This is a genomic window from Sphingobium fluminis (assembly GCF_037723805.1).
In the GTDB taxonomy this organism is placed as follows: Bacteria; Pseudomonadota; Alphaproteobacteria; order Sphingomonadales; family Sphingomonadaceae; genus Sphingobium.
Window position 1 is genome coordinate 239957 of sequence record NZ_JBBJUK010000004.1, and the last position, 24164, is coordinate 264120.

26 protein-coding genes, 2 tRNA genes and 1 other RNA gene are annotated in these 24164 nt (G+C 64.4%); 10 read left to right on the forward strand and 19 right to left on the reverse strand.

Annotated features, from left to right (window positions below):
• Window position 1 precedes the first annotated feature (1 nt).
• The 7 genes from WG907_RS13220 to WG907_RS13250 form a co-directional block, all read right to left on the reverse strand.
• On the reverse strand, window positions 2–556 hold the full coding sequence (locus WG907_RS13220; protein WP_340233422.1) for a NuoB/complex I 20 kDa subunit family protein: 555 nt from the start codon (window positions 554–556) through the stop codon (window positions 2–4).
• Complete coding sequence (gene ndhC, locus WG907_RS13225) at window positions 547–921, reverse strand: NADH-quinone oxidoreductase subunit A (protein WP_340233424.1); 375 nt, start codon at window positions 919–921, stop codon at window positions 547–549. Before ndhC ends, WG907_RS13220 begins: the two co-directional genes overlap by 10 nt.
• Before the next feature lie 128 nt (window positions 922–1049).
• The gene (locus WG907_RS13230) at window positions 1050–1862 is read right to left on the reverse strand and encodes an inositol monophosphatase family protein (protein ID WP_340233426.1); all 813 of its coding nucleotides are present in this window, start codon (window positions 1860–1862) and stop codon (window positions 1050–1052) included.
• Between the two features lie 41 nt (window positions 1863–1903).
• Window positions 1904–2266: a hypothetical protein gene (locus WG907_RS13235; RefSeq protein WP_340233428.1), complete on the reverse strand. Its 363-nt coding sequence runs from the start codon at window positions 2264–2266 to the stop codon at window positions 1904–1906.
• A gap of 2 nt (window positions 2267–2268) precedes the next feature.
• Entirely contained in the window at window positions 2269–2835 is a 567-nt protein-coding gene (gene efp / locus WG907_RS13240; protein ID WP_340233429.1) for an elongation factor P, read from the reverse strand.
• 102 nt (window positions 2836–2937) lie between these two features.
• Window positions 2938–3624 (reverse strand): thiamine phosphate synthase, encoded by a 687-nt coding sequence (thiE, locus tag WG907_RS13245; protein WP_340233431.1) that lies wholly within the window; start codon window positions 3622–3624, stop codon window positions 2938–2940.
• Between the two features lie 84 nt (window positions 3625–3708).
• A complete protein-coding gene (locus WG907_RS13250; protein WP_340233433.1) occupies window positions 3709–4614 on the reverse strand; it encodes a fructose bisphosphate aldolase in 906 nt (301 codons plus the stop codon).
• A gap of 197 nt (window positions 4615–4811) precedes the next feature.
• Here WG907_RS13250 and WG907_RS13255 point away from each other — a divergent pair, with 197 nt between their 5' ends.
• Complete coding sequence (locus WG907_RS13255) at window positions 4812–5258, forward strand: TlpA family protein disulfide reductase (RefSeq protein ID WP_340233541.1); 447 nt, start codon at window positions 4812–4814, stop codon at window positions 5256–5258.
• Between the two features lie 12 nt (window positions 5259–5270).
• On the opposite strand, the gene WG907_RS13260 is transcribed toward WG907_RS13255, so the two are convergent.
• The 3 genes from WG907_RS13260 to tkt form a co-directional block, all read right to left on the reverse strand.
• On the reverse strand, window positions 5271–6473 hold the full coding sequence (locus WG907_RS13260) for a phosphoglycerate kinase (protein ID WP_340233434.1): 1203 nt from the start codon (window positions 6471–6473) through the stop codon (window positions 5271–5273).
• 169 nt (window positions 6474–6642) lie between these two features.
• Window positions 6643–7653, reverse strand: coding sequence for a type I glyceraldehyde-3-phosphate dehydrogenase (gene gap / locus WG907_RS13265; RefSeq protein ID WP_340233436.1), 1011 nt, complete (start codon window positions 7651–7653; stop codon window positions 6643–6645).
• Window positions 7654–7686: 33 nt separating this feature from the next.
• The gene (tkt, locus tag WG907_RS13270; RefSeq protein WP_340233438.1) at window positions 7687–9654 is read right to left on the reverse strand and encodes a transketolase; all 1968 of its coding nucleotides are present in this window, start codon (window positions 9652–9654) and stop codon (window positions 7687–7689) included.
• Window positions 9655–9847: 193 nt separating this feature from the next.
• On the opposite strand from tkt, the gene WG907_RS13275 reads away from it, so the two are divergent.
• The 5 genes from WG907_RS13275 (at window position 9848) to WG907_RS13290 (ending at window position 11424) form a co-directional block, all read left to right on the forward strand.
• Window positions 9848–10054 (forward strand): hypothetical protein, encoded by a 207-nt coding sequence (locus tag WG907_RS13275; RefSeq protein ID WP_340233439.1) that lies wholly within the window; start codon window positions 9848–9850, stop codon window positions 10052–10054.
• Entirely contained in the window at window positions 10047–10385 is a 339-nt protein-coding gene (locus tag WG907_RS13280; RefSeq protein WP_340233440.1) for a cell division protein ZapA, read from the forward strand. Before WG907_RS13275 ends, WG907_RS13280 begins: the two co-directional genes overlap by 8 nt.
• Window positions 10386–10396: 11 nt before the next feature.
• A non-coding RNA gene (gene ssrS, locus WG907_RS18230) (6S RNA) lies at window positions 10397–10553 on the forward strand.
• A 47-nt stretch (window positions 10554–10600) separates the two neighbouring features.
• Window positions 10601–11188 carry a 5-formyltetrahydrofolate cyclo-ligase gene (locus WG907_RS13285; protein WP_340233442.1) on the forward strand — a complete coding sequence of 196 codons (588 nt, stop codon included), beginning with the start codon at window positions 10601–10603 and terminating at the stop codon, window positions 11186–11188.
• Window positions 11185–11424, forward strand: coding sequence for a DUF2842 domain-containing protein (locus WG907_RS13290; RefSeq protein WP_340233443.1), 240 nt, complete (start codon window positions 11185–11187; stop codon window positions 11422–11424). Before WG907_RS13285 ends, WG907_RS13290 begins: the two co-directional genes overlap by 4 nt.
• Before the next feature lie 92 nt (window positions 11425–11516).
• Here WG907_RS13290 and WG907_RS13295 read toward each other — a convergent pair.
• Both WG907_RS13295 and WG907_RS13300 read right to left on the reverse strand, forming a co-directional pair.
• Window positions 11517–11593 (reverse strand) — tRNA-Asp (locus WG907_RS13295).
• A gap of 42 nt (window positions 11594–11635) precedes the next feature.
• A complete protein-coding gene (locus WG907_RS13300; protein WP_340233543.1) occupies window positions 11636–12790 on the reverse strand; it encodes an AI-2E family transporter in 1155 nt (384 codons plus the stop codon).
• A gap of 161 nt (window positions 12791–12951) precedes the next feature.
• Between WG907_RS13300 and WG907_RS13305 the strand changes: the two genes are divergently transcribed.
• On the forward strand, window positions 12952–13425 hold the full coding sequence (locus WG907_RS13305) for a hypothetical protein (RefSeq protein ID WP_340233445.1): 474 nt from the start codon (window positions 12952–12954) through the stop codon (window positions 13423–13425).
• A gap of 63 nt (window positions 13426–13488) precedes the next feature.
• Window positions 13489–14238 carry a class I SAM-dependent methyltransferase gene (locus WG907_RS13310; protein ID WP_340233447.1) on the forward strand — a complete coding sequence of 250 codons (750 nt, stop codon included), beginning with the start codon at window positions 13489–13491 and terminating at the stop codon, window positions 14236–14238.
• 5 nt (window positions 14239–14243) lie between these two features.
• Here WG907_RS13310 and WG907_RS13315 read toward each other — a convergent pair whose 3' ends face one another.
• From WG907_RS13315 to thyA, 4 genes are all read right to left on the reverse strand, one after another.
• Window positions 14244–15494 carry a dihydrolipoamide acetyltransferase family protein gene (locus tag WG907_RS13315; protein WP_340233449.1) on the reverse strand — a complete coding sequence of 417 codons (1251 nt, stop codon included), beginning with the start codon at window positions 15492–15494 and terminating at the stop codon, window positions 14244–14246.
• A 6-nt stretch (window positions 15495–15500) separates the two neighbouring features.
• Entirely contained in the window at window positions 15501–16505 is a 1005-nt protein-coding gene (locus WG907_RS13320; RefSeq protein WP_340233544.1) for an alpha-ketoacid dehydrogenase subunit beta, read from the reverse strand.
• 162 nt (window positions 16506–16667) lie between these two features.
• Entirely contained in the window at window positions 16668–17966 is a 1299-nt protein-coding gene (locus WG907_RS13325) for a 3-methyl-2-oxobutanoate dehydrogenase (2-methylpropanoyl-transferring) subunit alpha (RefSeq protein ID WP_340233451.1), read from the reverse strand.
• A gap of 103 nt (window positions 17967–18069) precedes the next feature.
• Entirely contained in the window at window positions 18070–19017 is a 948-nt protein-coding gene (gene thyA / locus WG907_RS13330) for a thymidylate synthase (protein ID WP_340233453.1), read from the reverse strand.
• Window positions 19018–19183: 166 nt separating this feature from the next.
• Between thyA and WG907_RS13335 the strand changes: the two genes are divergently transcribed.
• Window positions 19184–19483, forward strand: coding sequence for a JAB domain-containing protein (locus WG907_RS13335; RefSeq protein WP_340233454.1), 300 nt, complete (start codon window positions 19184–19186; stop codon window positions 19481–19483).
• 159 nt (window positions 19484–19642) lie between these two features.
• A tRNA-Pro gene (locus tag WG907_RS13340) sits at window positions 19643–19719 on the forward strand.
• 88 nt (window positions 19720–19807) lie between these two features.
• Here WG907_RS13340 and WG907_RS13345 read toward each other — a convergent pair.
• From WG907_RS13345 to wecC, 3 genes are all read right to left on the reverse strand, one after another.
• A complete protein-coding gene (locus WG907_RS13345) occupies window positions 19808–21916 on the reverse strand; it encodes a GumC family protein (RefSeq protein WP_340233456.1) in 2109 nt (702 codons plus the stop codon).
• Complete coding sequence (locus tag WG907_RS13350) at window positions 21916–22617, reverse strand: polysaccharide biosynthesis/export family protein (protein WP_340233458.1); 702 nt, start codon at window positions 22615–22617, stop codon at window positions 21916–21918. The genes WG907_RS13345 and WG907_RS13350 overlap by 1 nt, the downstream gene beginning before the upstream one ends.
• Window positions 22618–22740: 123 nt before the next feature.
• On the reverse strand, window positions 22741–24036 hold the full coding sequence (wecC, locus tag WG907_RS13355) for a UDP-N-acetyl-D-mannosamine dehydrogenase (RefSeq protein WP_340233460.1): 1296 nt from the start codon (window positions 24034–24036) through the stop codon (window positions 22741–22743).
• Window positions 24037–24164 lie beyond the last annotated feature (128 nt).

Below are 24164 nucleotides of genomic sequence, written 5' to 3' on the forward strand. Positions count from 1 at the left end.
CTTAGCGCTCGATCGTGCCGATGCGGCGGATCTTCCGCTGCAACTGCATCACGCCATATAGCAGCGCTTCGGCAGTCGGCGGGCAACCGGGCACATAGATGTCGACCGGCACGATCCGGTCGCACCCGCGCACGACGCTGTAGCTGTAATGATAATAGCCGCCACCATTGGCGCAGGACCCCATGGAGATCACATATTTGGGTTCCGACATCTGGTCGTAAACCTTGCGCAGCGCCGGGGCCATCTTGTTGCACAGCGTGCCCGCGACGATCATCACGTCGCTCTGGCGTGGACTGGCGCGCGGTGCGGCCCCGAAGCGCTCCATATCGTATCGCGGCATGTTGACATGGATCATCTCGACCGCGCAGCAGGCGAGGCCGAACGTCATCCACCACAGCGATCCGGTGCGCGCCCATTGAAACAGGTCTTCGGTCGAAGTGACAAGGAAGCCTTTGTCATTGACCTCGCCGTTCAGCGATTCAAAGAAACTCTGGTCGGGTTGCGTCCCCTGCGGCGGCAAAGTGCCGGGCGCGGGGCTCGTGAGTTCTACTCCCAATCGAGTGCTCCCTTCTTCCATGCATAGACGAGGCCGAGCACCAGCTCCGCTATGAAGATCATCATGGTCGACCAGCCGGCCCAGCCGATCTGGTCCAGGCTCACGGCCCACGGGAACAGGAACGCGGCTTCCAGGTCGAAGATGATGAACAGGATAGCGACGAGATAGAAGCGCACGTCGAACTGGCTGCGCGGCTCCTCGAACGCGGGAAAGCCGCATTCATATTCGCTGAGTTTTGCCGGATCGGGCTTGTGTGCGCCCGTCAGCCTGCCGACGAGCATCGGCAGGAAAACGAACGTCCCCGACAGGAGCAGGGCAACGCCCAGAAAGAGCAGAATCGGCAGATATTGAGCGAGATCGACCAATGGTATCCCCTGGGCGAAAAGGACTATGCGGGCGCTTTAGGCCCGCTGCATATGCGAAGCAAGGGGTGGCAGGACTGAGAATGATTCGCAAAAATCCAAGCCGCGCAAAGGCTTTGCTCCATGGTTTCTCAGCGTAGCGCGCCGGCGACCAGCTTGTGCAATTTACTGTGGATCGCATCATTGCCCGCGATCACTTCCTTACGCTCGATCGACTGGTCGCCACCGCGGAAATCGGTGACGAACCCCCCGGCCTCGCGCACCAGCAGGATGCCGGCCGCAATGTCCCACGGCTGGATGCCGCTTTCCCAATAGCCGTCATAGCGGCCCGACGCGACATGGGCGAGATCGAGCGACGCCGCGCCGAAACGGCGAAGACCGGCGACCGAAGGAGCAACCGCGCCGAAGATGCGCGTCCACTGCGCAAAATCGCCATGCCCCATGAACGGGATGCCGGTTGCGATCACGCAATCGGCCATATCCCGCCGCGCCGACACGCGCAGCCGTTGATCGTGCCGCCACGCGCCCCGGTTCTTTTCCGCCCAATAGCTTTCGTCGGTGACGGGCTGATAGACGAGGCCGGTGGTGATCTCCTTCTTGCCGCCATACATCGGCTCTTCCACCGCGATCGAGATCGCGAAATGCGGGATGCCGTGGAGGAAGTTGGTGGTGCCGTCGAGCGGATCGATGATCCAGCGCGGCTTGTTCGGATCGCCTTCGATCACGCCGCCTTCTTCCAGCAGAAATCCCCAGTCGGGCCGCGCCCTCTGCAGTTCTTCGACCAGCGTTTCCTCGCACTTCTTGTCGGCCATCGACACGAAGTCGGCCGGCCCCTTCCGGGACACCTGAAGTTGTTCGACCTCGCCGAAATCGCGGCGCAGCTTGCTGCCCGCCTTGCGAACGGCGCGCTCCATGACGGTGAGGAGGCCGGAATGCGATACCATGTAATTCTCCATCTTCCGGGGGGAAGAGTCTGTCGGGACAGTTATCTGGGCTTGGTTGCCGCGGCGGCTGGCGGGCGGTAGCCACAGACACCAGCGACGACGGTCAGGACATCGCTCGTGCTTGTGCGGTCGAGCTTGTTCGCCACGATCACCTTGTCCGCCTCGGCGTTGATCTGGCCCATCGCATTTTCATACAGACAGGCGAACAGGATATTTTTCAACGGCGTTTCGACCGATGGCGACTGTAGCGCGCTGATAATGACGCGCAGCTTGAAGGCGGCGGCATCCAGATCGGCTTTGGTCGGCGTGGCGAGCACTGGCGCGGCCGAAGCTGGCGCGGTTACAGGTTGCGCTGTCGGCGCAAGCAGGAGCGCCAGACCGCCAGCCACAAGTGCCCGCCGCACCTTCATCCCTCCGCGCGCTTCACATATTCGCGGGCATAGACGTCGACGACGATGCGCGTGCCGCTGACGATGTGCGGCGGCACCATGACGCGCACGCCATTGTCGAGGATCGCGGGCTTGTAGCTGGCCGAGGCCGTCTGCCCCTTGACCACCGCGTCGGCTTCGACCACCGTCGCCTCGATCGTGTCGGGCAGTTGCACCGAAATCGGCCGCTCCTCATACATTTCCAGCGTCACTTCCATGCCGTCCTGAAGGAAGTCGGCGGCGTCGCCCAGCAATTCCTGCGGCAGATTGATCTGCTCGTAGGTTTCCTGGTCCATGAAGACGAGCATGTCGCCTTCGGCATAGAGATATTGGAAATCCTTGGTGTCGAGCCGGATGCGCTCGACGCTTTCAGCGGAACGGAAGCGGACGTTGTTCTTGCGGCCGTCGATCAGGTTCTTCAGCTCAACCTGCATATAGGCGCCGCCCTTGCCGGGCTGGGTGTGCTGGATCTTGACGGCGCGCCACAGGCCGCCCTCATATTCGATATTGTTGCCGGGACGAATGTCTACGCCGCTGATCTTCATGGGAAGAGCCTGCCTATATGTCTGTGGTTGAAAAGAGCCGGCCTTTTCGGGCTGCCGGGGCCTCTACATGCCGACGCGCACGAGGGCAAGGGGGCGCACCCCCTACCCCGTTATCGCTGCAAAGGCCGCCACCCCCGCTTGCGGTCCGGCCTCATGGCCCCATACTGCACTGCTAACCGCCAGGAAATCCGCGCCTGCCGCCACCAAAGGTGCGGCATTGGCCGGCGTGATGCCGCCGATCGCCACGCAGGGCAGCTCGAACAGCGTCGTCCACCAGCCGAGGATCGACGGCTCGGGCCGATGATGCGTTTCCTTCGTCGTCGTCGGATAGAAAGCGCCGAACGCGACATAGTCCGCGCCTGCTTCGCCCGCTTCCATCGCCAGATGCCGGCTGTCGTGACAGGTCACGCCTATCTGCACCTTGGGACCTAGCGCTTTGCGCGCCTCGCGCGGATCGCCATCCTCCTGCCCCAGATGCAAGCCGTCCGCGCCCAGCCGCTTGGCGAGGCCGATGCTGTCATTGATGATGAACGCCACTTCCCGGTCCGCACACAGCCGTTGCAGCGGTTCGGCGGCCTTCGCGATCGCATGATCGTCGAGCCCCTTGAGCCGCAGCTGAAATGCGGCGACCTTGCCACCGTCGAACGCGCGGGCCACCCGGTCGACGAAAAGATCGTCGATCGTGGGGGGCGAAATCAGATAGAGCTGGCAGGCGGGGCGAAAGCCTCGGTCGAACTGGTCGGCGAAGTGCGGATCGAGCGCCAGCTCATCATCGGTGAAATCGGTCATGCGAAGCGCCCTACCGCAGTCGGGCGCCGGGCGAAAGGCCGTGAAGGGCCGGAGCGGTCATGCGCCCGGCCCTTCATCGATCGATCAGGCAGCCACCGGCGACTTGGCGGTCGACGCGGCGTGGATCTCGTCGATCGCGCCGCCCAGCGAGGCGTTGAACTCGTCATCGCTCATCTGAAAGCGCAGGTCGTTGAGCAGCGCCCGGCTGAAGCTGGCGATAATGCCGCGATTCTTGGCCAGTTCGACGCAGGCCTCGGGCCGCGCGAATCCGCCCGAAAGCGCCACGACGCGCAGCACGCGGGGATGATCGACCAGCGGGTCGAACAGGCCCGGCTGCACCGGCAGGGACAGCTTCAGCATCACCTTGTCATCGCCCGGCATCGCGTCGAGCGCCTTGAGCAGTTCTTCGAGCAGGATCTGGTCGGCCTGCGCGCGCTCGGCCGATTTGATGTTCACTTCCGGCTCGATGATGGGCACGAGACCGGCGGCAAGGATCTGCTGACCGACTTCGAACTGCTGCCTTACCACGGCGGCTATGCCTTCGCGATTGGCGAGGTGGATGACCGAGCGCTCCTTGGTGCCGAACACGCCCAGCGCCTTGGCGCGGTGCAACAGCGTATCGAGCGTGGGATTGGGCTTCATCAGCTGAACGCCGTTGGCCTCATCCTCAAGCCCCTTGTCGATCTTGATGAAAGGCACGACGCCGCGATCGAGCAGCGCCTTGACGGTCGATACCCCGCCAACCTGGCCGTCCATCGTCCGTTCGAACAGGATCGCGCCCAGCACTTTCTGGCCGGTAAAGACCGGCGACGAGATGATGCGGCTGCGCATGTCGTGGATCAGGCCGAACATCGCCTCTTCGCTATCCCATGCGCCCTCTTCTATGCCGTAGCCGGCCAGCGCCTTGGGCGTAGAACCGCCGCTCTGGTCCAGCGCTGCGATAAAGCCGTCGCCCTGCTCGATTTTCTTCGACATATCCTGAAATTGCATGAGATGAGGTCCCTGTTGCTGCACCGCGAAAGATTGCGGGGGCCAGTAACGGATTTGGGCAGGTTTCTCAACCGTGATAAGTAATGCCCGGGGACGGCGCGGGCGCAAGCAGGTCGGGGCATAATAAAGGGGGTTTTGTGGGAGGGGGACTATTCGCACGATGGGCCATTACTGCGGCAGCCTTTCTGCTGGCCGATATGGCGACAGCAGCGACCCCGCCCCGGATCGGCAGTGCAGCACCCGATTTTGAACTGACGCTGATGGACGGAAGCAAGGTTTCGCTCGCCTCGCTCAAAGGGCAGGTCGTGCTACTGAATTTTTGGGCGACATGGTGCGTACCGTGCCGCAAGGAATTGCCGACGCTGGACGGCTATTATGCGCTTCAGAAGCCGCATGGCCTCAGGGTCTTTGCGATCACGACCGAAGGGTCGGTTCCGCTCTTTCAGCTCAGGAAACTATTCGCGGCCATGGCGATTCCGTCCGCGCGCCGGATCAAGGGACCCTATGGACCGCTGACCGGCGTCCCCACCAATTTCGTCATCGATCGCGCCGGGGTGCTGCGGTACGCACAGTCCGGCGCGTTCGATCTGGATGGTCTCAATGCGGTGCTGGTGCCGCTCCTGCAGGCAAAGGCGCCGGGGTGACCGGCGCCCGGATCAACCCATCAGCGCCTTGACGCCCGGCAGATCCTTGCCTTCCATCCATTCGAGGAAGGCGCCGCCTGCGGTCGACACGAAGGTGAAATCATCCGCCACGCCCGCATGGTTGAGGGCCGCGACCGTATCGCCGCCGCCGGCCACCGACACGAGGCTGCCATCCTTCGTCAGCGCGGCTGCCGTCCTGGCCAACGCCACGGTCGCCGCATCGAAGGGCGCCATTTCGAACGCGCCGAGCGGCCCGTTCCACACCAGCGTCCGGCAATTTTTGAGCGCATCGCCCAACGCTTCCACGGCGGCCGGGCCGACATCGAGGATCATCTCGTCCGCGCCGACCTCGTGCACATTACACGTCCGCACCGATGGCGGATTGGCGGCGAATTCCTTCGCCACGACCACATCATAGGGCAGATGGATGATGCAGCCGGCCGCTTCCGCCGCGTCGAAGATCGCGTCGGCCGTGTCGCTCAGGTCCTTCTCGCACAGCGACTTGCCAACATCCACGCCGCGCGCATGCAGGAAGGTATTCGCCATGCCGCCGCCGATGATCAGATGATCGACCTTGGTGACGAGGTTGTTGAGCACATCGAGCTTGGTCGAAACCTTGGCACCCCCAACGACCGCCGCGACCGGATGCACCGGCTGCCCGAGCGCCGCCGTCAGCGCATCCAGCTCCTTTTCCATCGAGCGCCCGGCAAAGGCTGGCAGCTTGCGCGCCAGCCCTTCGGTCGAAGCGTGCGCGCGGTGCGCGGCTGAAAAAGCGTCGTTTACATAAAGGTCGCCGATCGCGGCGATGGCATCCGCCAGCGCCGGATCATTGGCTTCCTCGCCAGCGTGGAAACGCGTGTTTTCGAGGATCGCGATATCGCCGGGCCGCATCACGGCGATGCCGTCGATCGCCGCCTGTCCCTGACAATCGGGAATGAACTGCACTTCGCGGCCAAGAACGGCCGAAAGCGGACGCGTAATCTTGCTCAGTGAATATTCGGGGTTCTTCTGACCCTTGGGGCGACCGAAATGCGCGAGGATCAGCACTTTCGCGCCTCGATCCGCCAGTTCCAGCACCGTGGGCATCGCCGCCCGCAACCTCGTGTCGTCGCTGACCGAACCATCCTGCATCGGCACGTTCAGGTCTTCGCGCACCAGCACGGCCTTGCCGCTGATGTCACCCATGTCGTCGAGCGTCTTGAACGGCTTGGTCATGTGGATACCCCGGTTGAATATGTATCCGTTCGTCCTGAGTAGGGGCTGAGCGAAGTCGAAGACCCATATCGAAGGATCATGCGCAACCTCGATCCTTCGATACGCCACTTCGACAAGCTCAGTGGCTACTCAGGACGAACGGGTATTTGTAACTGCCTCCGGCGGATGCTTACAGAAACTTCGCCACCACGCCGCTCGTGTCGATCATGCGGTTGGAGAAGCCCCATTCATTGTCGTACCAGCTCAGCACACGCACCAGCTTGCCGTCGACGACCGCTGTTTCCAGGCTATCGACGGTCGAGCTGCGCGGATCGCCATTATAGTCGATCGACACCAGCGGCTCGTCCGAATAGCCAAGCACGCCCTTGAGCGGTCCGGATTCCGACGCGGCCTTCAGCAGGGCGTTGACCTCGTCCTTCGTGGTGGGGCGGCCCGGAATGAACTTGAGATCCACAACCGAGACGTTGGGCGTGGGCACGCGGATCGACGAACCGTCGAGCTTGCCTTTCAGCTCAGGCAGAACTTCGCCCACCGCACGGGCAGCCCCGGTGGAGGTCGGGATCTGGGAAAGCGCAGCGGCGCGGGCGCGGCGCATGTCGCTGTGCAGCTGGTCCAGCGTATTCTGGTCGTTGGTGTAGCTGTGGATCGTCGTCATGAAGCCGCTTTCGATGCCGATGGCGTCGTTCAGCACCTTGGCGAGCGGGGCCAGGCAGTTGGTGGTGCAGCTGGCGTTGGAAATGACGATGTCGTCGGCGGTCAGCGCGTCATGGTTGACGCCGAACACGACGGTGCGATCGACATTGGTACCGGGCGCGGAGATGATGACGCGCTTGGCGCCCGCGGTCAGATGCGCGCTCGCCTTGTCCTTGGTCGTGAAGATACCGGTGCATTCCAGCGCGATTGCTACGCCCTGCGCCGCATGCGGCAGCTTGGCGGGATCACGCTCGGCGGTCACGGCGATGCGCTTGCCGTCGATGACGAGAAAGCTTCCATCGACGCTGACGTCGCCCTTCCAGTTGCCGTGAACCGAATCGCGCTTGAACAGCAGGGCGTTGGCCTGCGCATCGCCCAGATCGTTGATGCTGACCAGCTCGAGGTCATGGTCCGTGCGCGACAGGATCGCGCGCGCCACCAGGCGGCCAATGCGTCCGAATCCGTTAATTGCTACCTTCGTTGCCACTGCGTAAGCCTCCCTGTAAGCCGTTGATATCGATCAGGCGTTGAGCGCCGCGATGATGCGCGGCGCGATCTTGGCGGCCGTCAGGCCGAAATGGTCGTAAAGCGCTTCGGCGGGGGCAGACGCGCCGAAGCTGTCGATGCCAAAACGCAGGCCGGCAATGCCGGTATAGCGTTCCCAGCCGAAGGTCGTGCCCGCCTCGATCGACGCGCGCAGCACATGATGGGGCAGCAGATCGTCCTTGTAGGATTGCGGCTGCGCTTCGAAATGCGCCCAGCTCGGCATGGACACGACATCCGCGCCGATGCCCTGCGCCTCGAGCAACTTGGCGGTATCCACCGCGATTTCGACTTCCGATCCAGTGGCGACCAGCACGACCTTGCGCTCGGCCGCAGCGGCACGCAGGCGATAGCCCCCCCTGGCGGACAGATTTTCGCTCTTTTCCGTGCGAAGCTGCGGCAAATTCTGGCGGGTCAGCGCCAGCACCGATGGGCCGGTCGCATCCCTGAGCGCCAGTTCCCAGCATTCCGCCGTCTCGACGATGTCCGCCGGACGATAGACGTCAAGATTGGGGATCATGCGCAACGACATGACATGCTCGATCGGCTGATGGGTCGGGCCATCTTCGCCAAGCCCGATGCTGTCATGCGTCAGCACATGGATGACGCGCTGCTGCTGCAACGCCGCCAGCCTGATGCCGCCCCGCATATAATCGGAAAAGACGAGGAACGTGCCGCCGTAGGGGATCACCCCGCCATGCAGCGCCATGCCATTCATCGCGCACGCCATGCCGAATTCGCGAATGCCATAATAGACGTAGCGACCGGCATAATCGTCGCGGGTCAGCGGCCCGGTCTGCTTCGTCTTGGTATTGTTGGAACCCGTCAGGTCCGCCGATCCGCCCAGCGTTTCGGGCAACAACGCGTTGATAGCGCCCAGCGTCAGTTCGCTCGCCTTGCGCGTCGCGACCTTCTGCGGGCTGGCGATCAGCGAGTCGATATAGGCGTCGAGCGAGAAGTCAGCGGGCAGCTCACCGGCCATGCGGCGGGCAAATTCCGCGCTATTACTGTCGCTTGCGCTACGTCCTTCCCAATCGGCACGAACCGACGCGCCCTTGCCGCCGATCGTCTTCCAGGCGGACGCGACATCCTCGGGAATGACAAACGGCTCGGCGCTCCAGCCCAGAAATTCGCGCGCGGCGGCAACTTCATCCGTACCGAGCGCGGAGCCATGGACGCCCGACGTGCCCGCCTTGTTCGGCGACCCATAACCGATCTTGGTCGCGCAGGCGATCAGCGACGGGCGCGGATCGGCCAGCGCCTCATCGATCGCGCGGCGCACATCGGCGACGTCATGACCGTCGCACGACACGACATGCCACCCGGTCGCGACATAGCGCGCGCGAACATCTTCGCTGCTCGACAGGTCGACCGCGCCGTCGATAGTGATCTTGTTGTCGTCCCACAGCACGATCAGGCGACCAAGGTTCAGATGCCCTGCAAGCCCGATCGCCTCGTGATTAATGCCTTCCATCAGGCAGCCGTCGCCGGCGATCACCCAGGTACGGTGATCCACCAGACCGTCGCCGAACTGTGCATTCAGATGCCGCTCGGCGATCGCCATGCCGACCGCAGTGGCCAGGCCCGACCCCAACGGCCCGGTTGTCGCTTCGACGCCAGCCAGCTCGAAATTCTCGGGGTGCCCGGCGCAGGGGCTGTGCAACTGGCGGAAGTTGCGAATGTCGTCCATCGTCGGCCGTGCATAGCCGGTCAGGTGCAACAGGCTGTAGATCAGCATCGAACCATGCCCCGCCGACAGGACGAAGCGGTCGCGATCGGCCCATTTGGGCTGCGACGGATCGAACTTCAGATAATCCTTGAACAGCACCGTCGCGACATCGGCCATGCCCATGGGCATTCCCGGATGGCCGCTATTGGCTGCCTGCACGGCGTCCATGGAAAGGGCGCGGATGGCGTTCGCAAGCGACTTTTCGGAAACAGTCATCAGGTCGGGCGTCTTTCCTGCAACAAGAGGCGTCGCAAGACCCCAGGGTCTTGCGAATCGCGATCGGGCCTCCTTTGTCGCCTCGCGTGCAAGGCGTCAACCACGCCGGGCCCACGCGTTCGCGAGAACAGGCGACAGATTGCTGTTGCGCGCTGCGAAGTTTCGCTATGCAGGTCGGATGGCAAGCGACCGCATGATGCAGGCAATCGGCGCTCTCGAACGCGCGATCAGCAAGCTCGAACGCAATATGGCGACTCTTGAGGAGGCGGTCACGGCCGCCGCGACGGCCCCGCCGCCGCCGCTCATGGATCGCGAGGCGGCGCGCGCCGCGCTTCGATCACTCGACGATCTCATCGCCGAACTCAGAAGCGCCGAACCGGGGGATGCGAATCGTGGCTGAAACGACTCTACACATAATCGGCCGCCAATATGTCGTGCGCTGCCGCGATGGCGAAGAAGCCCATCTTGCGCATCTTGCCAGCCTGATCGAGGAAAAGGCGCGGGCAGCGCAGCAGACCGCCCAGGGCCTCACCGAAACCCGAACCCTGTTGTTCGCGGCCCTGTTCCTCGCTGACGAGATCGCCGACCTCAAGCGTCAGGTGGCCGAGCATGTGCAGGCGCCGCCGCCGATCGAAAGCGATGACGGCCCGGCCGCCCAGGCGATCGAGGCCCTTGCGGCGCGCATAGAAAAGCTGAACCAAAGGCTTGTCGCGGAGCCCCCGACAGCCTAGATTGATGGCGACGGGCACTGCCTGGTACGAGCTTTAGCGAACATCCCTGAGGCGATAATCACATCCTAGGGGGCTGTCCCTGGGCGGGCTCCGGCCCGATCTATATGGTCCCCACCTGACGTTGAGGCGTCAGAGGATTTTCCAGCACACGGCCAAGGCGGTCCCGTCACCTCCTCCACCTTGCAGTCACCCGCCCCGCCGGGCAGGAGACGACCATGACCAACGACAGCACAGACGCCGACAAGACCCGGCTTCGCGCCATCGCGCGACAGCGCCGCCGCGATTTCGTCGCCACGCTCGATCCGCTTGCGCACAGGCTCGCCTTCAAGGCCCTGCCCTCGCCGCTCGCGCGCCGGATCGACTCCGCCCGCTCGGTTGCGCTTTATATGGGGCTGAACGATGAAGCACCGGCCCAACGACTGGCAGGCCAGTTGACGACGATGGGCAAGACGATCGCATTGCCCCGCACGATCGACCGGCTTGGCAGCATGGAATTTCTCGCCTGGCACCCCGAAGACAAGCTGCTGCCGGGCCTGTTTGGCACCAGCCATCCCGAACCGGGAGGCGGAGCGGTGGTCCCGGACGTCATCATCGCCCCGCTGCTCGCCTTCGACCGGTCGATGAACCGTCTGGGGCAAGGCGGCGGCTATTATGACCGCGCGTTCGCGCGCTACCCGCAGGCGCTCCGCATCGGCCTCGCCTGGTCGGTGCAGGAACTGGATGTGGTTCCTGCCGACCTGTGGGACCTGCCGCTGAACATCATTTTGACCGAGAGCGAACTGATCGAAGGACTGGACGCATGAGCATTGACCCCCGCCATATTTACGAACCGAGCTGGCGCAAGCCCGTGGGCATGTTCGTCATCCTGGGACTGATCCTCGGCTGGGCGGTGCTGGTCGGCAGCCTGTCGGCGTTTATCGGCGGCCTGCCCATGTGGGCACAGGTCCCGGCCTATCTGTTTCTGGGGCTGGTGTGGATCTGGATATTGCCGCTGCGGCGGCTGCTCGCCTGGATGGAAACAGGACGCTGGCGGCGCTGAACGATCGTCCAACGGGCTCAAATCATCTGATTGCCCCGCTCCTGCGGGCCACATCCGAACGCTTGCAAAATGGCCATTTCCCTTGCAGAAAATGGCGCGAGTGACGGGGCTCGAACCCGCGACCTCCGGCGTGACAGGCCGGCACTCTAACCAACTGAGCTACACCCGCGTTCGGTGTGGAGCGGCCAGATATGCTGGCGCGTCCGACCTGTCAACCGTCCGAACCGGCACTTTTATCTTTATCGTCATTTTCCTCGCGCATGGGCACGGTCAACGTGCCCCGCTCGAACAGGAAACCGGCGATGTCGGGCATTCCCGCCGCCGAGATGACCGTCTGGATGATGATCAGCAGCGGTACGCCCAGCAATGCGCCGGGCGTGCCCCACACCCACGCCCAAAAGGTCAGCGACACCAGGATCAGCAGCGGGTTCATCGTCAGTCGCCGGCCCAGCACGGTCGGCGTCACGACATTCGCTTCGACCAGATGGAAACCGATCTGGAGCGCGGCGGGCAACAACGCCTTCCACACATCGTCGAACACCATCAGCCCGCCCAGCCCCAGCAGCGCAGCAGCCAACAGCGGACCGAAATAGGGGATGAAGTTCAGCAGTGCGACGATGCCGCCCCACATCAGGGGCGACGGCATGCCGATCAGCCACAGTGCAAAGGCGACCGCGCCGCCCAGGCACAGATTGATCGTCGCAATAGTGATGACATAGGCGGACGTCGCATCGACCACATTCTGGATGACGCGGGCAACCGCCATGGCGCCGTCGAAACTGCCGCGACTGTTGATCGTGCGCCGTCGCAGCCTCGTCCATCCGGCAAGGAAAAAATAGATGATGAGCAGCGCGAACACCATCTGGATGATCGCCGACGGGGCGGACGTCGCCGCGAACTGCAACAGCGATCGCGGTGCATCCACCGCTGCGGTCTGCGCCGCCGCGACCGGACCACTGGCCAGCTTCTGCACGATGTCATCGACGAAGCGCTGAAGCTGCGAGTAGAAATCGATGACCGGAGCCAAATTCGTCTGAATCTGGGGCAGGCGTTGCGGCAGGATGCGAAACCAGTCGGTCGCCGGCACCACGATCAGCACCAGCGCCGTGTTCGCGACCACCAGGAACGCCACGACCGCCACCAGCGCGGCCGGCCCGGAAGGAACGCCACGCCGCTCCATCCATTCGAGAAAAGGCACCAGCGCGATAGCGATGACCAGTGCGGCGGTGAGCGGCAGGAAAAATTCCGCCCCCGCGCGCAAGGCAAAAGGCAGGGCGAGAAGCAGCCCGATGCCGCTCGTCAACGCGATCGACGCGAGCAGCCGGTCACGCCTGCGGTTGGTTTCCTGCTGTTCGTTCAATGACACGTCCGCGTCGATCCCCTTGCCCGCAACCATGCTCTGCACCCGCCCCGTCACCTCGTCAATTTGCAATCCGCGAGGCCGCAAACCGCCCGTCCACGCCACTTTAACCAAATTTTGGCGCGCCGCCCCTATGACCTGTTGCCGGTGACGAAACGGGGCGGTCAATGAAGCGATATTATCTGCCGGGCCTGTGCATGCTCGCTGGCATTGCTGCCGCGCCGGCGGCACTGGCAGAGCCGGGCATCAGGCTTGAACAACAGATTTTCGTCGAACGAATCACCACCGATATCAACGGCCGCGCCCGCCGCGTGCTTGCAAGTCCCGACAGGATCGCGCCGGGCGACCAGTTGATCTTCGTCATCCACTGGAGCAACCGGGGCCGCCACCCGGTCCGGGGTTTCGCCGTCACCAATATGGTCTCGCGGGGCATCGCTCCCGATCTGTCAGACCCTGCCATGCAGCTTTCGGTGGATGGTGGCGCGCACTGGGGACGGCTCGATCAGCTCTGGCTGCCGACCGCGCTTGGCGGCGTCCGCCGCGCCGTGCCGGCCGACATCACCCATGTCCGCTGGTCGGTGCCCGACGCGGTGCCGCCGGGTCAGGCGGGCCGTCTGACCTGGCGGGCAACCATGCGTTGACGACCGGCGGAACTTGAATCGATGGCGGCTTGTTCGTAGAGGCGATTGAAGGCCGCCGGAGACATGCGCATGCCCAAAGAGGGCGAACTGACCTATCTCGCGCAGTTGGGTGACCTTGGGCGAAGCCATTCCCTGCAAAAGCCGTTTTCCGACACGGATGCCGGCATGCAGCTTGCGTCGATCGGTTTCATCATGGCGCTTCTGCCACGCCCTCCGGCGCGGGTTCTCGATCTGGGATGCGGCGGCGGCTGGACGAGCACATTTCTGGCGCGTGCCGGCTATGATGTCGTTGGGCAGGATATCGCCCCCGATATGATCGACCTGGCGCGCGAAAATGCGGCGCTGAACGGCCTGGCCCCCCGGCTCAGCTTTCTATGCAGCGATTTTGAATCACTCATGATGGACGGCCAGTTCGATGCCGCGATCTTCTTCGATTCCCTGCATCATGCCGAAGATGAGGGCCTGGCCATCGCATCGGCATGGCGATCGCTCCGGCCCGGCGGCCTGCTCATCACCCATGAACCCGGCGAGGGCCATTCGATCGAACCCGCCTCGCTCGAAGCCATGGCCCGCTATGGCGTGACTGAACGCGACATGCCGCCACGCCTGATCGTCCAGCGCGGTCTGGATGCCGGCTTTCGCCATGCGCGCGTCCTGCCCATGCCGGTCCACCTGTTCAGTCTGTTCTACCGGGATCGCGGCCCGCCCCCGCCATTGTTCAGCAAGGCGCGCTACCTGCGAATCCGGCGGGCGTGGCGCATGTTCTTCAAACCCGACATGGCGCTTGGGTCGATCGTCGTCCTGACCAAATAATCCGCTCAGCTTTCGAATAGCAGCACGGGGGTTTCCAGCAGCGTCCTGACCGCGTGCACGAAGCTCGCCGCATCCCAGCCATCCACCACCCGGTGATCGCAGCTGATCGACAGGTTCATCAGTTTGGCCGGCACGACCTCCTTGCCCCTGAAGACGGGCCGCTCGACGATGCGGTTGGGCCCGATGATCGCGACTTCGGGCCGATTGATGACCGGCGTCGTCGCGATCCCGCCAAGCGCCCCGAGCGATGTGAGCGTCAAAGTGGAGCCGCTCAGTTCCTCCGACTTCGCCTTGCCAGAGCGCGCCGCGTCCGCAAGGCGACGGATTTCGCCCGCAAGCTGCCAGACATTGCGGTCCTGAGCGTCCCGGATCACGGGGACCATCAGGCCGGCCTCGGTTTGCGTCGCGATCCCCAGATGCACCGCGCCGAACCGCGTCACCACCCCCGCTTCATCGTCATAGCGCGCGTTCAGCATCGGAAAGTCGGGCAGCGCCTTGCACAAGGCCACGATCAGCAGCGGCAGCATGGTCAGCTTGGGCCGGTCTCCCCGATGATCGTTCAACTGCGCCCGCATCGCCTCCAGCGCGGTGACGTCGATTTCCTCGACATAGGAGAAATGCGGGATATGCCGTTTGGATGCGGCCATATTCTCGGCGATGCGGCGGCGCAGGCCGATCACCCTGACGGTCTCATCCGGCCGCGCGGCGGCGCGAGCAGCCGGTCGATAGCCCTGACCCTGACCATAAAGGAGGAAAGCATCGAGATCGGCATGACGGATATGGTCCCCCGCCGCCTTCACCTGCGCCAGATCGATGCCCAGTTCCTTCGCCCGGGCACGCACCGCCGGGGAAGCCAGAACATGCTGTTCCGTCAACTTGTGCCCCTGCGAAAGCAGGGGCCCAGGGTGGCCAGGCCCTACATCTGAACCCTGGGTTCCTGCTTTCGCAGGAACACTGGTCTTTTCAGCCTCCTCGATCGACTCTTCCTCCGAAGGCGCGGCAACTTCGCTCTCCCTCTCCACCTCGATCTCGACCAGCATCGCCCCGATCGCGATCATCGCGCCCGGCTCACCGGCGAGGCGCGCCACGATACCCGCGACTGGGCTTTCCATCTCGACGGTCGCCTTGTCGGTCATCATATCGGCGATCGGCTGGTCCTCCTCGACCCGGTCGCCGACCTTGACGTGCCAGCCGACGATCTCCGCTTCCGCGATGCCTTCTCCGATGTCGGGCAGCTTGAACGTGAAAAGAGCCATAACCCTTTAGTCCCTCATGATCTTGGCGATGGCTTCGCGGATGCGCACGGGGCCGGGGAAATAGGCCCATTCCAGACTGTGCGGATAAGGCGTGTCGAACCCCGTGACCCGCTCGATGGGCGCTTCGAGATGGTAGAAGCAACGCTCCTGCACCTGGCTGAGCAGCTCCGCGCCAAAGCCGCTGGTGCGAGTCGCCTCATGCACGATCAGGCAGCGGCCAGTCTTTTTCACCGATCGCTCGATCGCCTCGATATCGAGAGGCACCAGCGTACGCAGGTCGATGATCTCCGCATCGATATCGATCGCCCCCACCACATCGGCGACGACATGGACCATCGTGCCATAGCAAAGGATCGTCAGCGCCTCTCCGGCCCGCCGCACACGCGCCTCGCCAAGCGCGACCTTGTAATAACCCGTCGGCACCTGCGCGTCGGCATGCCCGCCCCAGCTTGTCGCGGGCGAATCATAATGACCGTCGAACGGCCCGTTATAGATGCGCTTGGGTTCGAAGAAGATCGTCGGATCATTATCCTCGATCGCCGCGATCAACAGCCCCTTTGCGTCATAGGGCGTAGAGGGGATCACCGTCTTGATCCCCGACACATGGGTGAAGATGCCTTCGGGCGACTGACTATGCGTCTGGCCGCCGAATATGCCGCCGCCAAAGGGGGAACGGACCGTCATCGGCGCGATGAACTCGCCCGCTGACCGGTAGCGCAGCCGCGCGGCCTCGGACACCAGCTGGTCGAGCGCGGGATAGATATAGTCGGCGAACTGGATTTCCGGCACCGGCCGCAACCCATAGGCCCCCATGCCGACGGCCACGCCGATGATGCCGCATTCGGTGATCGGCGTATCGAACACCCGGTTCTTGCCATATTTCTGCTGCAAGCCCGCCGTCGCGCGGAACACGCCACCGAAAAAGCCGACATCCTCGCCCATCACGATGACATCGGGATCGCGATCCATCATCACGTCCAGCGCGCTGTTGATCGCCTGGATCATGTTCATCTGAACGGGCTCGGCCGGTTGCTCAGACATGGTGCCACCTATGGAAACCGTTCGCCCTGAGCGAAGTCGAAGGGCTGAGCAGAGCCGCAGGCGAAGCCACTTCGCTCCGCTCGGTCGACGGCTTCGACAGGCTCAGCCCGAACGGAAAATTTGGGATAGACATCACAGCCCCGCCGCCTTCCATTCGTCCAGCATCTGCTGCTGCTGCTCGCGCAGATGCCAGGGCATCTCCTCGAACACATCCTCGAACAGCGATTCCATCGGATGGTGCAGGCCGTTGCCCAATATCCCGTTCTTCTCCGCCGCCCGTGCCGCGTCGCGCACCTCTTGCGACAGCGCCATGTCCATCGCCGCGTGCTGCTCCTCGTCCCATATGCCAAGGAGAATGCAGTGCTGCTTGAGCCGCGCGATCGGATCGCCCAGCGGCCACTGGCTGCTCTCCTCGGCGGAGCGATAGACGCCCGGATCATCCGACGTGCTGTGTCCCTCGACTCGATAGGTGAAATGCTCGATCAGCGTCGGCCCGGCATTCGCCCGCGCCCGGTCCGCCGCCCATTTCGTCGCGGCATAGACCGCCAGCGCGTCATTGCCGTCGACGCGCAACCCGGCAATGCCATAGCCGACCGCGCGCGCGGCGAACGTCGTCGCTTCGGCGCCTGCGAAACCCGAAAAGCTGCTGATCGCCCACTGATTGTTGACGACATTGAGGATCACGGGCGCGCGATAGACACTGGCAAAGGTGCAGGCGGAATGGAAATCCCCCTCCGCTGTCGATCCCTCCCCGCACCAGGTCGCCGCGATCCGCGTGTCGCCCCGCGCCGCGCTCGCCATCGCCCAGCCGACCGCCTGCGGATATTGAGTGGTGAGGTTGCCGGAGATGGAGAAAAAGCCCGCCTCCCGCGCCGAATACATGATCGGCAGTTGTCGCCCTTTCAGCCGGTCGCCCCGGTTCGAATAAATCTGGTTCATCATGTCGACGATCGGCCAGTCGCGCGCGATCAATATGCCCTGCTGACGATAGCTCGGGAAGCACATGTCGTCGCGCGCCAGTGCCGTCGCTGCGCCGATCGACACCGCCTCCTCGCCGGTGGACTTCATGTAGAAGCTGGTCTTGCCCTGCCGCTGCGCGCGAAACATGCGGGCGTCGAACGCGCGGGTCAGCGCCATAGCGCGCAGCATCTTGAGCATCGTCTCGGGCGACAGGCCGGGGTTCCACTGGCCGCCCGCCCGCCCGTCCTCGTCCAGCACCCGCACCAGCCCATAGGCAAGATCGCGCATGTCGGCGGGCGCGGCCGTTTCGTCGGGTCGCTGCGCCGCATCCACGGCGGGAATATCGAAATGGCTGAAGTCGGCATGCTCGCCGGGCCGGGCGGGCGGCTCGGGCACATGCAGCCGCAGCGGCGGAAGGTTGCGGCCTTCGCTGCTGCCCTGCTCGGCGTCCGATCGCGGCGATCCGGTCATCCTGGCTCCTCTTATGCGTCGTAATAATATTGCTCTGTACACATATTATATTTCAACGCTGCAAGTGGCAAGCCCTCCGTGTTTCTCCTCCCCGACGCCCTTTTCAGACGGCGACAGGGGCCGAAATCGCGGCCTGCGGCGTATAATCGACGACCTCGAAATCCTCGATCCTGTAGTCGAAAATGCTCGAAGGCCGCCGATTGATCCGCAGTTTCGGCGCACCCGATGGCGTTCGCCCGATTTGCGCCTCCACCAGCGGCGCGTGGTTGAGATACAGGTGCACGTCGCCGCCCTGCCAGACGATCTCGCCCGGCTCCAGATCGCATTGCTGCGCCAGCATCCGCGTGATCATCGCCAGGCCGAAAATATTGAAGGCAAAGCCAAGCCCCAGATCGCAACTGCGCTGGAACAACAGCCCGTTCAGCCGCCCGTCCGCCACTTGAAACTGATAAGTCATGTGGCATGGCGGCAGCGCCATCTGGGCGACCTCCGCCACGTTCCATCCGGTGAATAGCAGGCGGCGCGATCCCGGCATCGCGCGGATCGCCGCGACCAGATCGGCGATCTGGTTATGCCCCTTCTCCGCGCGGCGGAACAGCCCGTCGCCGGCCGGCTCATAGCGCGGCCAGTCCACCCATTGCGCGCCGTAAACCGGCCCGAGATCCCCCCAGCGTGCTGCGAACGCATCGTCGGCAACGATACGCGCCTCGAACGCGTTGCGATCGATCGCCTCGCCGGTCGCGCGGCGATAGGCGTCGAGCGGCCAGTCGGTCCAGATATGCACGCCCTGCCGCACCAGTTCGCGGATGTTGGTGTCGCCGGTCAGGAACCACAGCATCTCCCGCGCCGCGACCTTCCAGTAGACCCGCTTCGTCGTCAGCAACGGCACCGCATCATCGGCGAGCGAAAAGCGCATGGTCGCCCCCAGCAGCGATCGCGTGCCGACGCCCGTCCGGTCGATGCGCTCGTCCCCGTGCGTCCATATCCGCCGCATCAGATCGAGATATTGCTGCTCGTAATGAACGGCCGACGGGGCGAGGGGCTGGGTCAAGGCGGAGTTTTCCTGTGAAGCGACTCTGGCTGCGATCCCGCATGTAGCCCAGCGCCCCGCCAGCGCCAATCTGCCCTTCGATATGGATCAGACTTCCGTCCATCGCCCCCGGAATGGACCAAGTGGCGGCTGATGCGGCCACGTCTCTGAGGCACGATGTTGATCCATGTTGGATACGCATAACCTCGCTGTGGTGATACTCGATGCCGACTGGCACCCGGTCGAGCGGCTGGTGGGCCCTGCGGACTGGCGCTTGCTCATGCAGACGCTGCTCGGCCGTGACAGCCGCTGGCTGGTGCTGGATCAGGATCGCTCCGACCGCCCGTCTCCATTACCCGATGCGACGGACATCGTCCTCACGCGCAGCCTCGCCCGCCGCCTCCGGCCGATGGATATGACGCTTGCCGACCATGTCATCAGGGCGGCGGACGGCGATTTCAGTTTCCGCGCCGCCGGCCTCCTCTGATTGTCTTTTGCTTTCCGCATTGGGCCAGTTGCAAGCTGTCCAGCCGATGGCATCATGCTCTGGAAAAAAGCGACAGGCGGCGCTTGCCAGCCCGGAAACCCGCAACTATAGACCGCCGCCTGCCTTACGGGATCGCCCACCAGCGATTCCGGCATCGGTCGGGGAATAGCTCAGCCTGGTAGAGCACTGTCTTCGGGAGGCAGGGGCCGGAGGTTCGAATCCTCTTTCCCCGACCAAATATTTCATTGCATATATCCGCCCCTTCGCGGGGTCAGCGAAGGCTGCGACAGCGGCTCGCAAGCAATGCCGTCAAGATCGCCGCCGTTACCCCCCTCGATGATAATCATAGTCATGCGCGCGCGCATGCTGTTTGGTCAGGATCGCGCCCAGTATCGCACCCCCTGCGCTCCGCATCCGGTCGACCGCAACGCGCAAGCCGCCATGATGATTGCGCCCCCATTCGACGATTAGCACGGTCGCCTGCGCCTTCGCTGCCAGCAAGGGCGCATCCGACAGGCCAAGGATCGGCGGCGCATCGATCAGCACCGAATCATAGCGTCCCTGCAATTCCCCCAGCAACGCATCGAGTGCCGAGGCCGAAAGAAGTTCGGCGGGATTGGGCGGCATCGCCCCGCATGGCATCACGGACAGACCCGGCACGCCGCTGTCGGCGATCGCCTCGTCGGCCCTCGCTTGCCCCGTCATCACCTCGCTGATGCCCTTGCCCGGCGTCAGGCGAAACAGGCTATGCTGTTTTGGCCGGCGCATATCGCAATCGACGACCAGAACCCGCTTGCCCAGCCCGGCCAGCGCGAGCGCCAGCGCATGCAGCGTGGCGGACTTGCCTTCCCCCTCCTGCGCACTGGTGAACAGGATCGAGCGCGGCAATCCGTCAACCGATCCCAGCAACAGCGACGCGGCGATCGGTGCGATGATGTCGCCGGGCAGCGCGCCGTCGCCTGTAGCCGGAATCGACCCCAGCAGCGGCAGGTCGACTCGTTCGGCCAGCGTGTCCGCCGATGTTACCGCGTCGTCGAAAATATGCCGCGCCGCGACCAGCAGCAATCCGAACGCCAGCCCGCCGAGCGACGCCAGCAGCATCGTCACGCCGATATGCGGCGATGAGGGCCGCGTCGGCACCGCCGCTCGATCCAGCGGCTGAATATGCCCGGCCTGAAACCCCGCCTGCGACGCCATGTCGCGATAGCGCTGGAGAAGGCTGTCGTGCAGCAGCCGATAGGTGTCGACCTGCCGCTCCATGATGCCGATCTGCATGTCGCGGCCACGCTCGACCAGCGCGTCGCGTTCCAGCCCGGCGATCTCGCCTGCGATCGTTTTTTCGCTATGGACGGCGACCTCATATTGCTGGCGGATCGAGGCGCGGATATTGTTCGCCATCGCGTCCGCCTGCTCGTCGAGCGCGTTCAGCCGCGCTCGCGCCTCGCGCATTTCGGGGTGGGCATCCTTGCGGAACTGGCGCTCCTCCGCCACGTCCGCGCGCGCCTGGGCCCGCTGCGTCATCAGCTGCTGCATCGCGCCATTGCCCAATATTTCGGGCAGCGTATCAGTGTTCGAAGCCCGCGCGCTTTCCCAGCGTTTCTGCGCCGCGATCCGTTCTGCCGCCGCCTGCGCGCGGAAGCCGTTCAGCTGGTCCAGCCGCGAAGCGACCGACCCGCCCTTCGCGCCTGCGGGCGTCCCGGCCCCGCCGACAATCCCGGTCGCGCCGACCCGTGCGGCATAGCTCGCCAGATCGCGCTCAGCCCGCTCCAGGTCGCGCCGCGCGCCATCCAGCTCGCCCAGCAGGAATCGCCGCGCCTGCACCCCGGATTCGAAACCCCGCTTCAAGTCCGCCCGGATCAGGCTGTCGGCATAGCTGTTCGCCACGCGGGCCGACAGCACCGGATCGGCGCTGGTAAAGCCGATCCGCATCACCCGCGATTGGCCGGGCAGCTCGACGGTCAGCCCGTCGCGCAATAGCTTCACGACCTGTTCTGCTTCCACCTGCCGCTGGTTCAGCGTGCCTACGCCCTGTTCGGGGCGCTCGCTGTCCATGCTTTCGAAGAAGCGCTGACTTCCCACCAGCGCCAAGTCGCGCGCGACATCTTCGGCGATAGTGCGGCTGCGCAACACGTCCATCTGCGTCTGCATGATCACTTGGCCGTCGGCCGCCTCATCCGGCCGCGGCGCCACGCCCGCAGCGCCCGCCGGCACCTCGTCGACTTCTACCGAGGCGGTGGCCAGATAGTCGGGCGTCGACAGCAGGATGTAGATGACACCCGCCAAAACGCACAGCGCCATGGTGACGAACAGGATGATGCGGTTGCGCCGCACCACGATCCCCGCATTGCGCGAAACCTGCACCAGATGCGCCAGCCGCCCGCCAGCGACGCTGACCGCGCGGTCGGACCGGGGAATCGATGCCCGCTCGCCCATCAATGCTTTCCGTCCAGTGCGATGAACCCGGTCGCCAGCGCCGGCACCGCCAGCAACGCGCCGCCCAGAATGGCCTTGGCGCGGGATAATCCCACGATCACCACATCGCCGGGCAGGATTTCGGGGTCGGGCGCGGCGCCCTTGCGGATCGCCGCCAGGTCGAACATCGCGGCCTGCCGCCCCGCCTCGCCCTCGCGAACCACCACGATCTGACCAAGCCTAGCGAGCCGCGTCGGCCCTTTCGCCAGCGCCACCGCCTGCAACAGCCCGATCCGGCCCTCGATCGGAAACAGCCCCGGCTCGCGCACTTCGCCGTCAACCGTGATCCTGCGCGCGACCGCCGTCTTCACGAAGATCGTCACTTGCGGCGACACGAGATAGCGCTGTCCCAGCCGCCCGGCGATCACATCGGCCGCCTCGCCGGCGGACAAGCCGGCGACAGGGACGTCGCCGACCAGCGGCAGGCGAACTGTCCCCGCAGCGCTCACCCGCGCATCTTCCAGCGACAGGCCGGGCTCATGATATATCTGGATCCGCAAAATGTCGTCGGGGCCAATGCGATAGTCGGCGGCCACCGGCTGAGCCGGCGGAATCACCGCATAGGCGGCATCGCCTTTGGGCGCCTCGCCCACGGTCGAGCAGGCACCCAGTGCGACCAGCAGCGCAATGCCCGCTCCATGTCGTCCGACGCTGCCCGTCATGTCCGGCCCTTCCCCGCGCGGAGCGGATGACGGCCGACAAGGCCATCTTCAGTCGCGGGGCCTAGCGATGCCGCCAAAGCTTGGCAACCGCATGACGGGCAGGATGCGCGGGTGCGCAGCCGGTCAGAGAGCGGCCCGGCTCGGTTCCGGCGCCACGAGGCGGCGCGGCTGATCGGGCCAGATTCCCCGCGTATCATAGACCGCCTTGCCGGCGCGCTCGTCGACGGGAACCGATTTGAACATGTCATGATCGACAAGAATGACGAAAACGCCGCATTGTTCCAGTGCCGTATCGAGATCGATCAGTTCCGCGCCCGTGCCGGCAAACTCCATTGGCAGGGCCTGCGCATAGGGTTCGACGATCCTGATCCTGCGACCATAGCGCCGCGCGAGCCGCGCCGCGACCTTGACCGCCGGGCTCTCGCGGAAGTCGTCGATATTGGCCTTGAAGGCGAGGCCGAGGCAGGCGACATCCTCGCCCGCGAAACTGTCGATCATGTCCGACGCCTTGGCCACGACATAGTCCGTCTTGCCGTCATTCACCTCCCGCGCGGTGCGGATGATCCGGGCGTTTTCGGGGTCGCCATGGACGATGAACCAGGGGTCGACCGCAATGCAATGGCCGCCGACGCCGGGGCCGGGCGACAGGATATTGACGCGCGGATGGCGGTTGGCGAGCCGGATCACCTCCCACACGTCGATATCCATATTCTCCGCGATCACCGACAATTCATTGGCAAAGGCGATATTGACGTCGCGAAAGCTGTTCTCCACCAGCTTCACCATCTCCGCCGCACGCGCCGTTGTGGTGATGCACGCCCCGCGCACGAACTGGCGATAAAAGCCCAGCGCCTTGCGCGCGCATCGCGGCGTGATGCCGCCGATGCAGCGGTCATTGTCGATCAGCTCCACCAATATGCGCCCCGGCAACACGCGCTCGGGGCAATAGGCAATGGCGATGTCGCCCTGCACGCCCTTGCCCGGCATTTTGAGGTCGGCGCGCATCGCACCGATCACATCGCGCATCGCCTCGGTCGTGCCCACCGGAGAGGTCGACTCCAGGATCACCGTGTCGCCCGCCTTCAGCACCGGCGCAATGGTCCGCGCGGCCTTCAGCACATAATTGATATCCGGCGCACGATCCTCCGACACCGGGGTCGGCACGGCGATGATGAAGACATCGCTTTCCTCGACTTCCAGGCTGGCACGCAGCTTGCCGCGCGCGACCACACCCTGCACTAGCCCGTCGAGATCGACTTCCTCGATATGCACGCGGCCCGAATTGACGGTCTCGACCACATGCGCGCTGACATCGACGCCCACCACCTGCGCCCCGCCCCGCGCGATCAGCGCCGCAGTCGGCAGCCCGATATAGCCAAGGCCGATGACGGAAACCTTCTGATGGGTGTCGACGGGCATGAAGCGGCAGTCCTTTACGGCGATGGGTTATCCGCAGTCCTGCCCGGAAAGGCTGAATATTTCGGTAATGGTAGCGCCATTACCTGACCCCCATTCGTCATCCCCGCGAAGGCGGGGATCCATCTCCG

What these genes read in the sequence shown, in the direction of transcription:
- WG907_RS13230 (WP_340233426.1), bottom strand. Translation starts at nt 1,862, where the DNA reads ATGGTATCGCATTCCGGCCTCCTCACCGTCATGGAGCGCGCCGTTCGC.
- efp (WP_340233429.1), bottom strand. Translation starts at nt 2,835, where the DNA reads ATGAAGATCAGCGGCGTAGACATTCGTCCCGGCAACAATATCGAATAT.
- thiE (WP_340233431.1), bottom strand. Translation starts at nt 3,624, where the DNA reads ATGACCGATTTCACCGATGATGAGCTGGCGCTCGATCCGCACTTCGCC.
- WG907_RS13250 (WP_340233433.1), bottom strand. Translation starts at nt 4,614, where the DNA reads ATGCAATTTCAGGATATGTCGAAGAAAATCGAGCAGGGCGACGGCTTT.
- WG907_RS13255 (WP_340233541.1), top strand. Translation starts at nt 4,812, where the DNA reads ATGGCGACAGCAGCGACCCCGCCCCGGATCGGCAGTGCAGCACCCGAT.
- WG907_RS13260 (WP_340233434.1), bottom strand. Translation starts at nt 6,473, where the DNA reads ATGACCAAGCCGTTCAAGACGCTCGACGACATGGGTGACATCAGCGGC.
- tkt (WP_340233438.1), bottom strand. Translation starts at nt 9,654, where the DNA reads ATGACTGTTTCCGAAAAGTCGCTTGCGAACGCCATCCGCGCCCTTTCC.
- WG907_RS13275 (WP_340233439.1), top strand. Translation starts at nt 9,848, where the DNA reads ATGATGCAGGCAATCGGCGCTCTCGAACGCGCGATCAGCAAGCTCGAA.
- WG907_RS13285 (WP_340233442.1), top strand. Translation starts at nt 10,601, where the DNA reads ATGACCAACGACAGCACAGACGCCGACAAGACCCGGCTTCGCGCCATC.
- WG907_RS13290 (WP_340233443.1), top strand. Translation starts at nt 11,185, where the DNA reads ATGAGCATTGACCCCCGCCATATTTACGAACCGAGCTGGCGCAAGCCC.
- WG907_RS13305 (WP_340233445.1), top strand. Translation starts at nt 12,952, where the DNA reads ATGAAGCGATATTATCTGCCGGGCCTGTGCATGCTCGCTGGCATTGCT.
- WG907_RS13310 (WP_340233447.1), top strand. Translation starts at nt 13,489, where the DNA reads ATGCGCATGCCCAAAGAGGGCGAACTGACCTATCTCGCGCAGTTGGGT.
- WG907_RS13315 (WP_340233449.1), bottom strand. Translation starts at nt 15,494, where the DNA reads ATGGCTCTTTTCACGTTCAAGCTGCCCGACATCGGAGAAGGCATCGCG.
- WG907_RS13320 (WP_340233544.1), bottom strand. Translation starts at nt 16,505, where the DNA reads ATGAACATGATCCAGGCGATCAACAGCGCGCTGGACGTGATGATGGAT.
- WG907_RS13325 (WP_340233451.1), bottom strand. Translation starts at nt 17,966, where the DNA reads ATGACCGGATCGCCGCGATCGGACGCCGAGCAGGGCAGCAGCGAAGGC.
- WG907_RS13335 (WP_340233454.1), top strand. Translation starts at nt 19,184, where the DNA reads ATGTTGGATACGCATAACCTCGCTGTGGTGATACTCGATGCCGACTGG.
- WG907_RS13345 (WP_340233456.1), bottom strand. Translation starts at nt 21,916, where the DNA reads ATGGGCGAGCGGGCATCGATTCCCCGGTCCGACCGCGCGGTCAGCGTC.
- WG907_RS13350 (WP_340233458.1), bottom strand. Translation starts at nt 22,617, where the DNA reads ATGACGGGCAGCGTCGGACGACATGGAGCGGGCATTGCGCTGCTGGTC.
- wecC (WP_340233460.1), bottom strand. Translation starts at nt 24,036, where the DNA reads ATGCCCGTCGACACCCATCAGAAGGTTTCCGTCATCGGCCTTGGCTAT.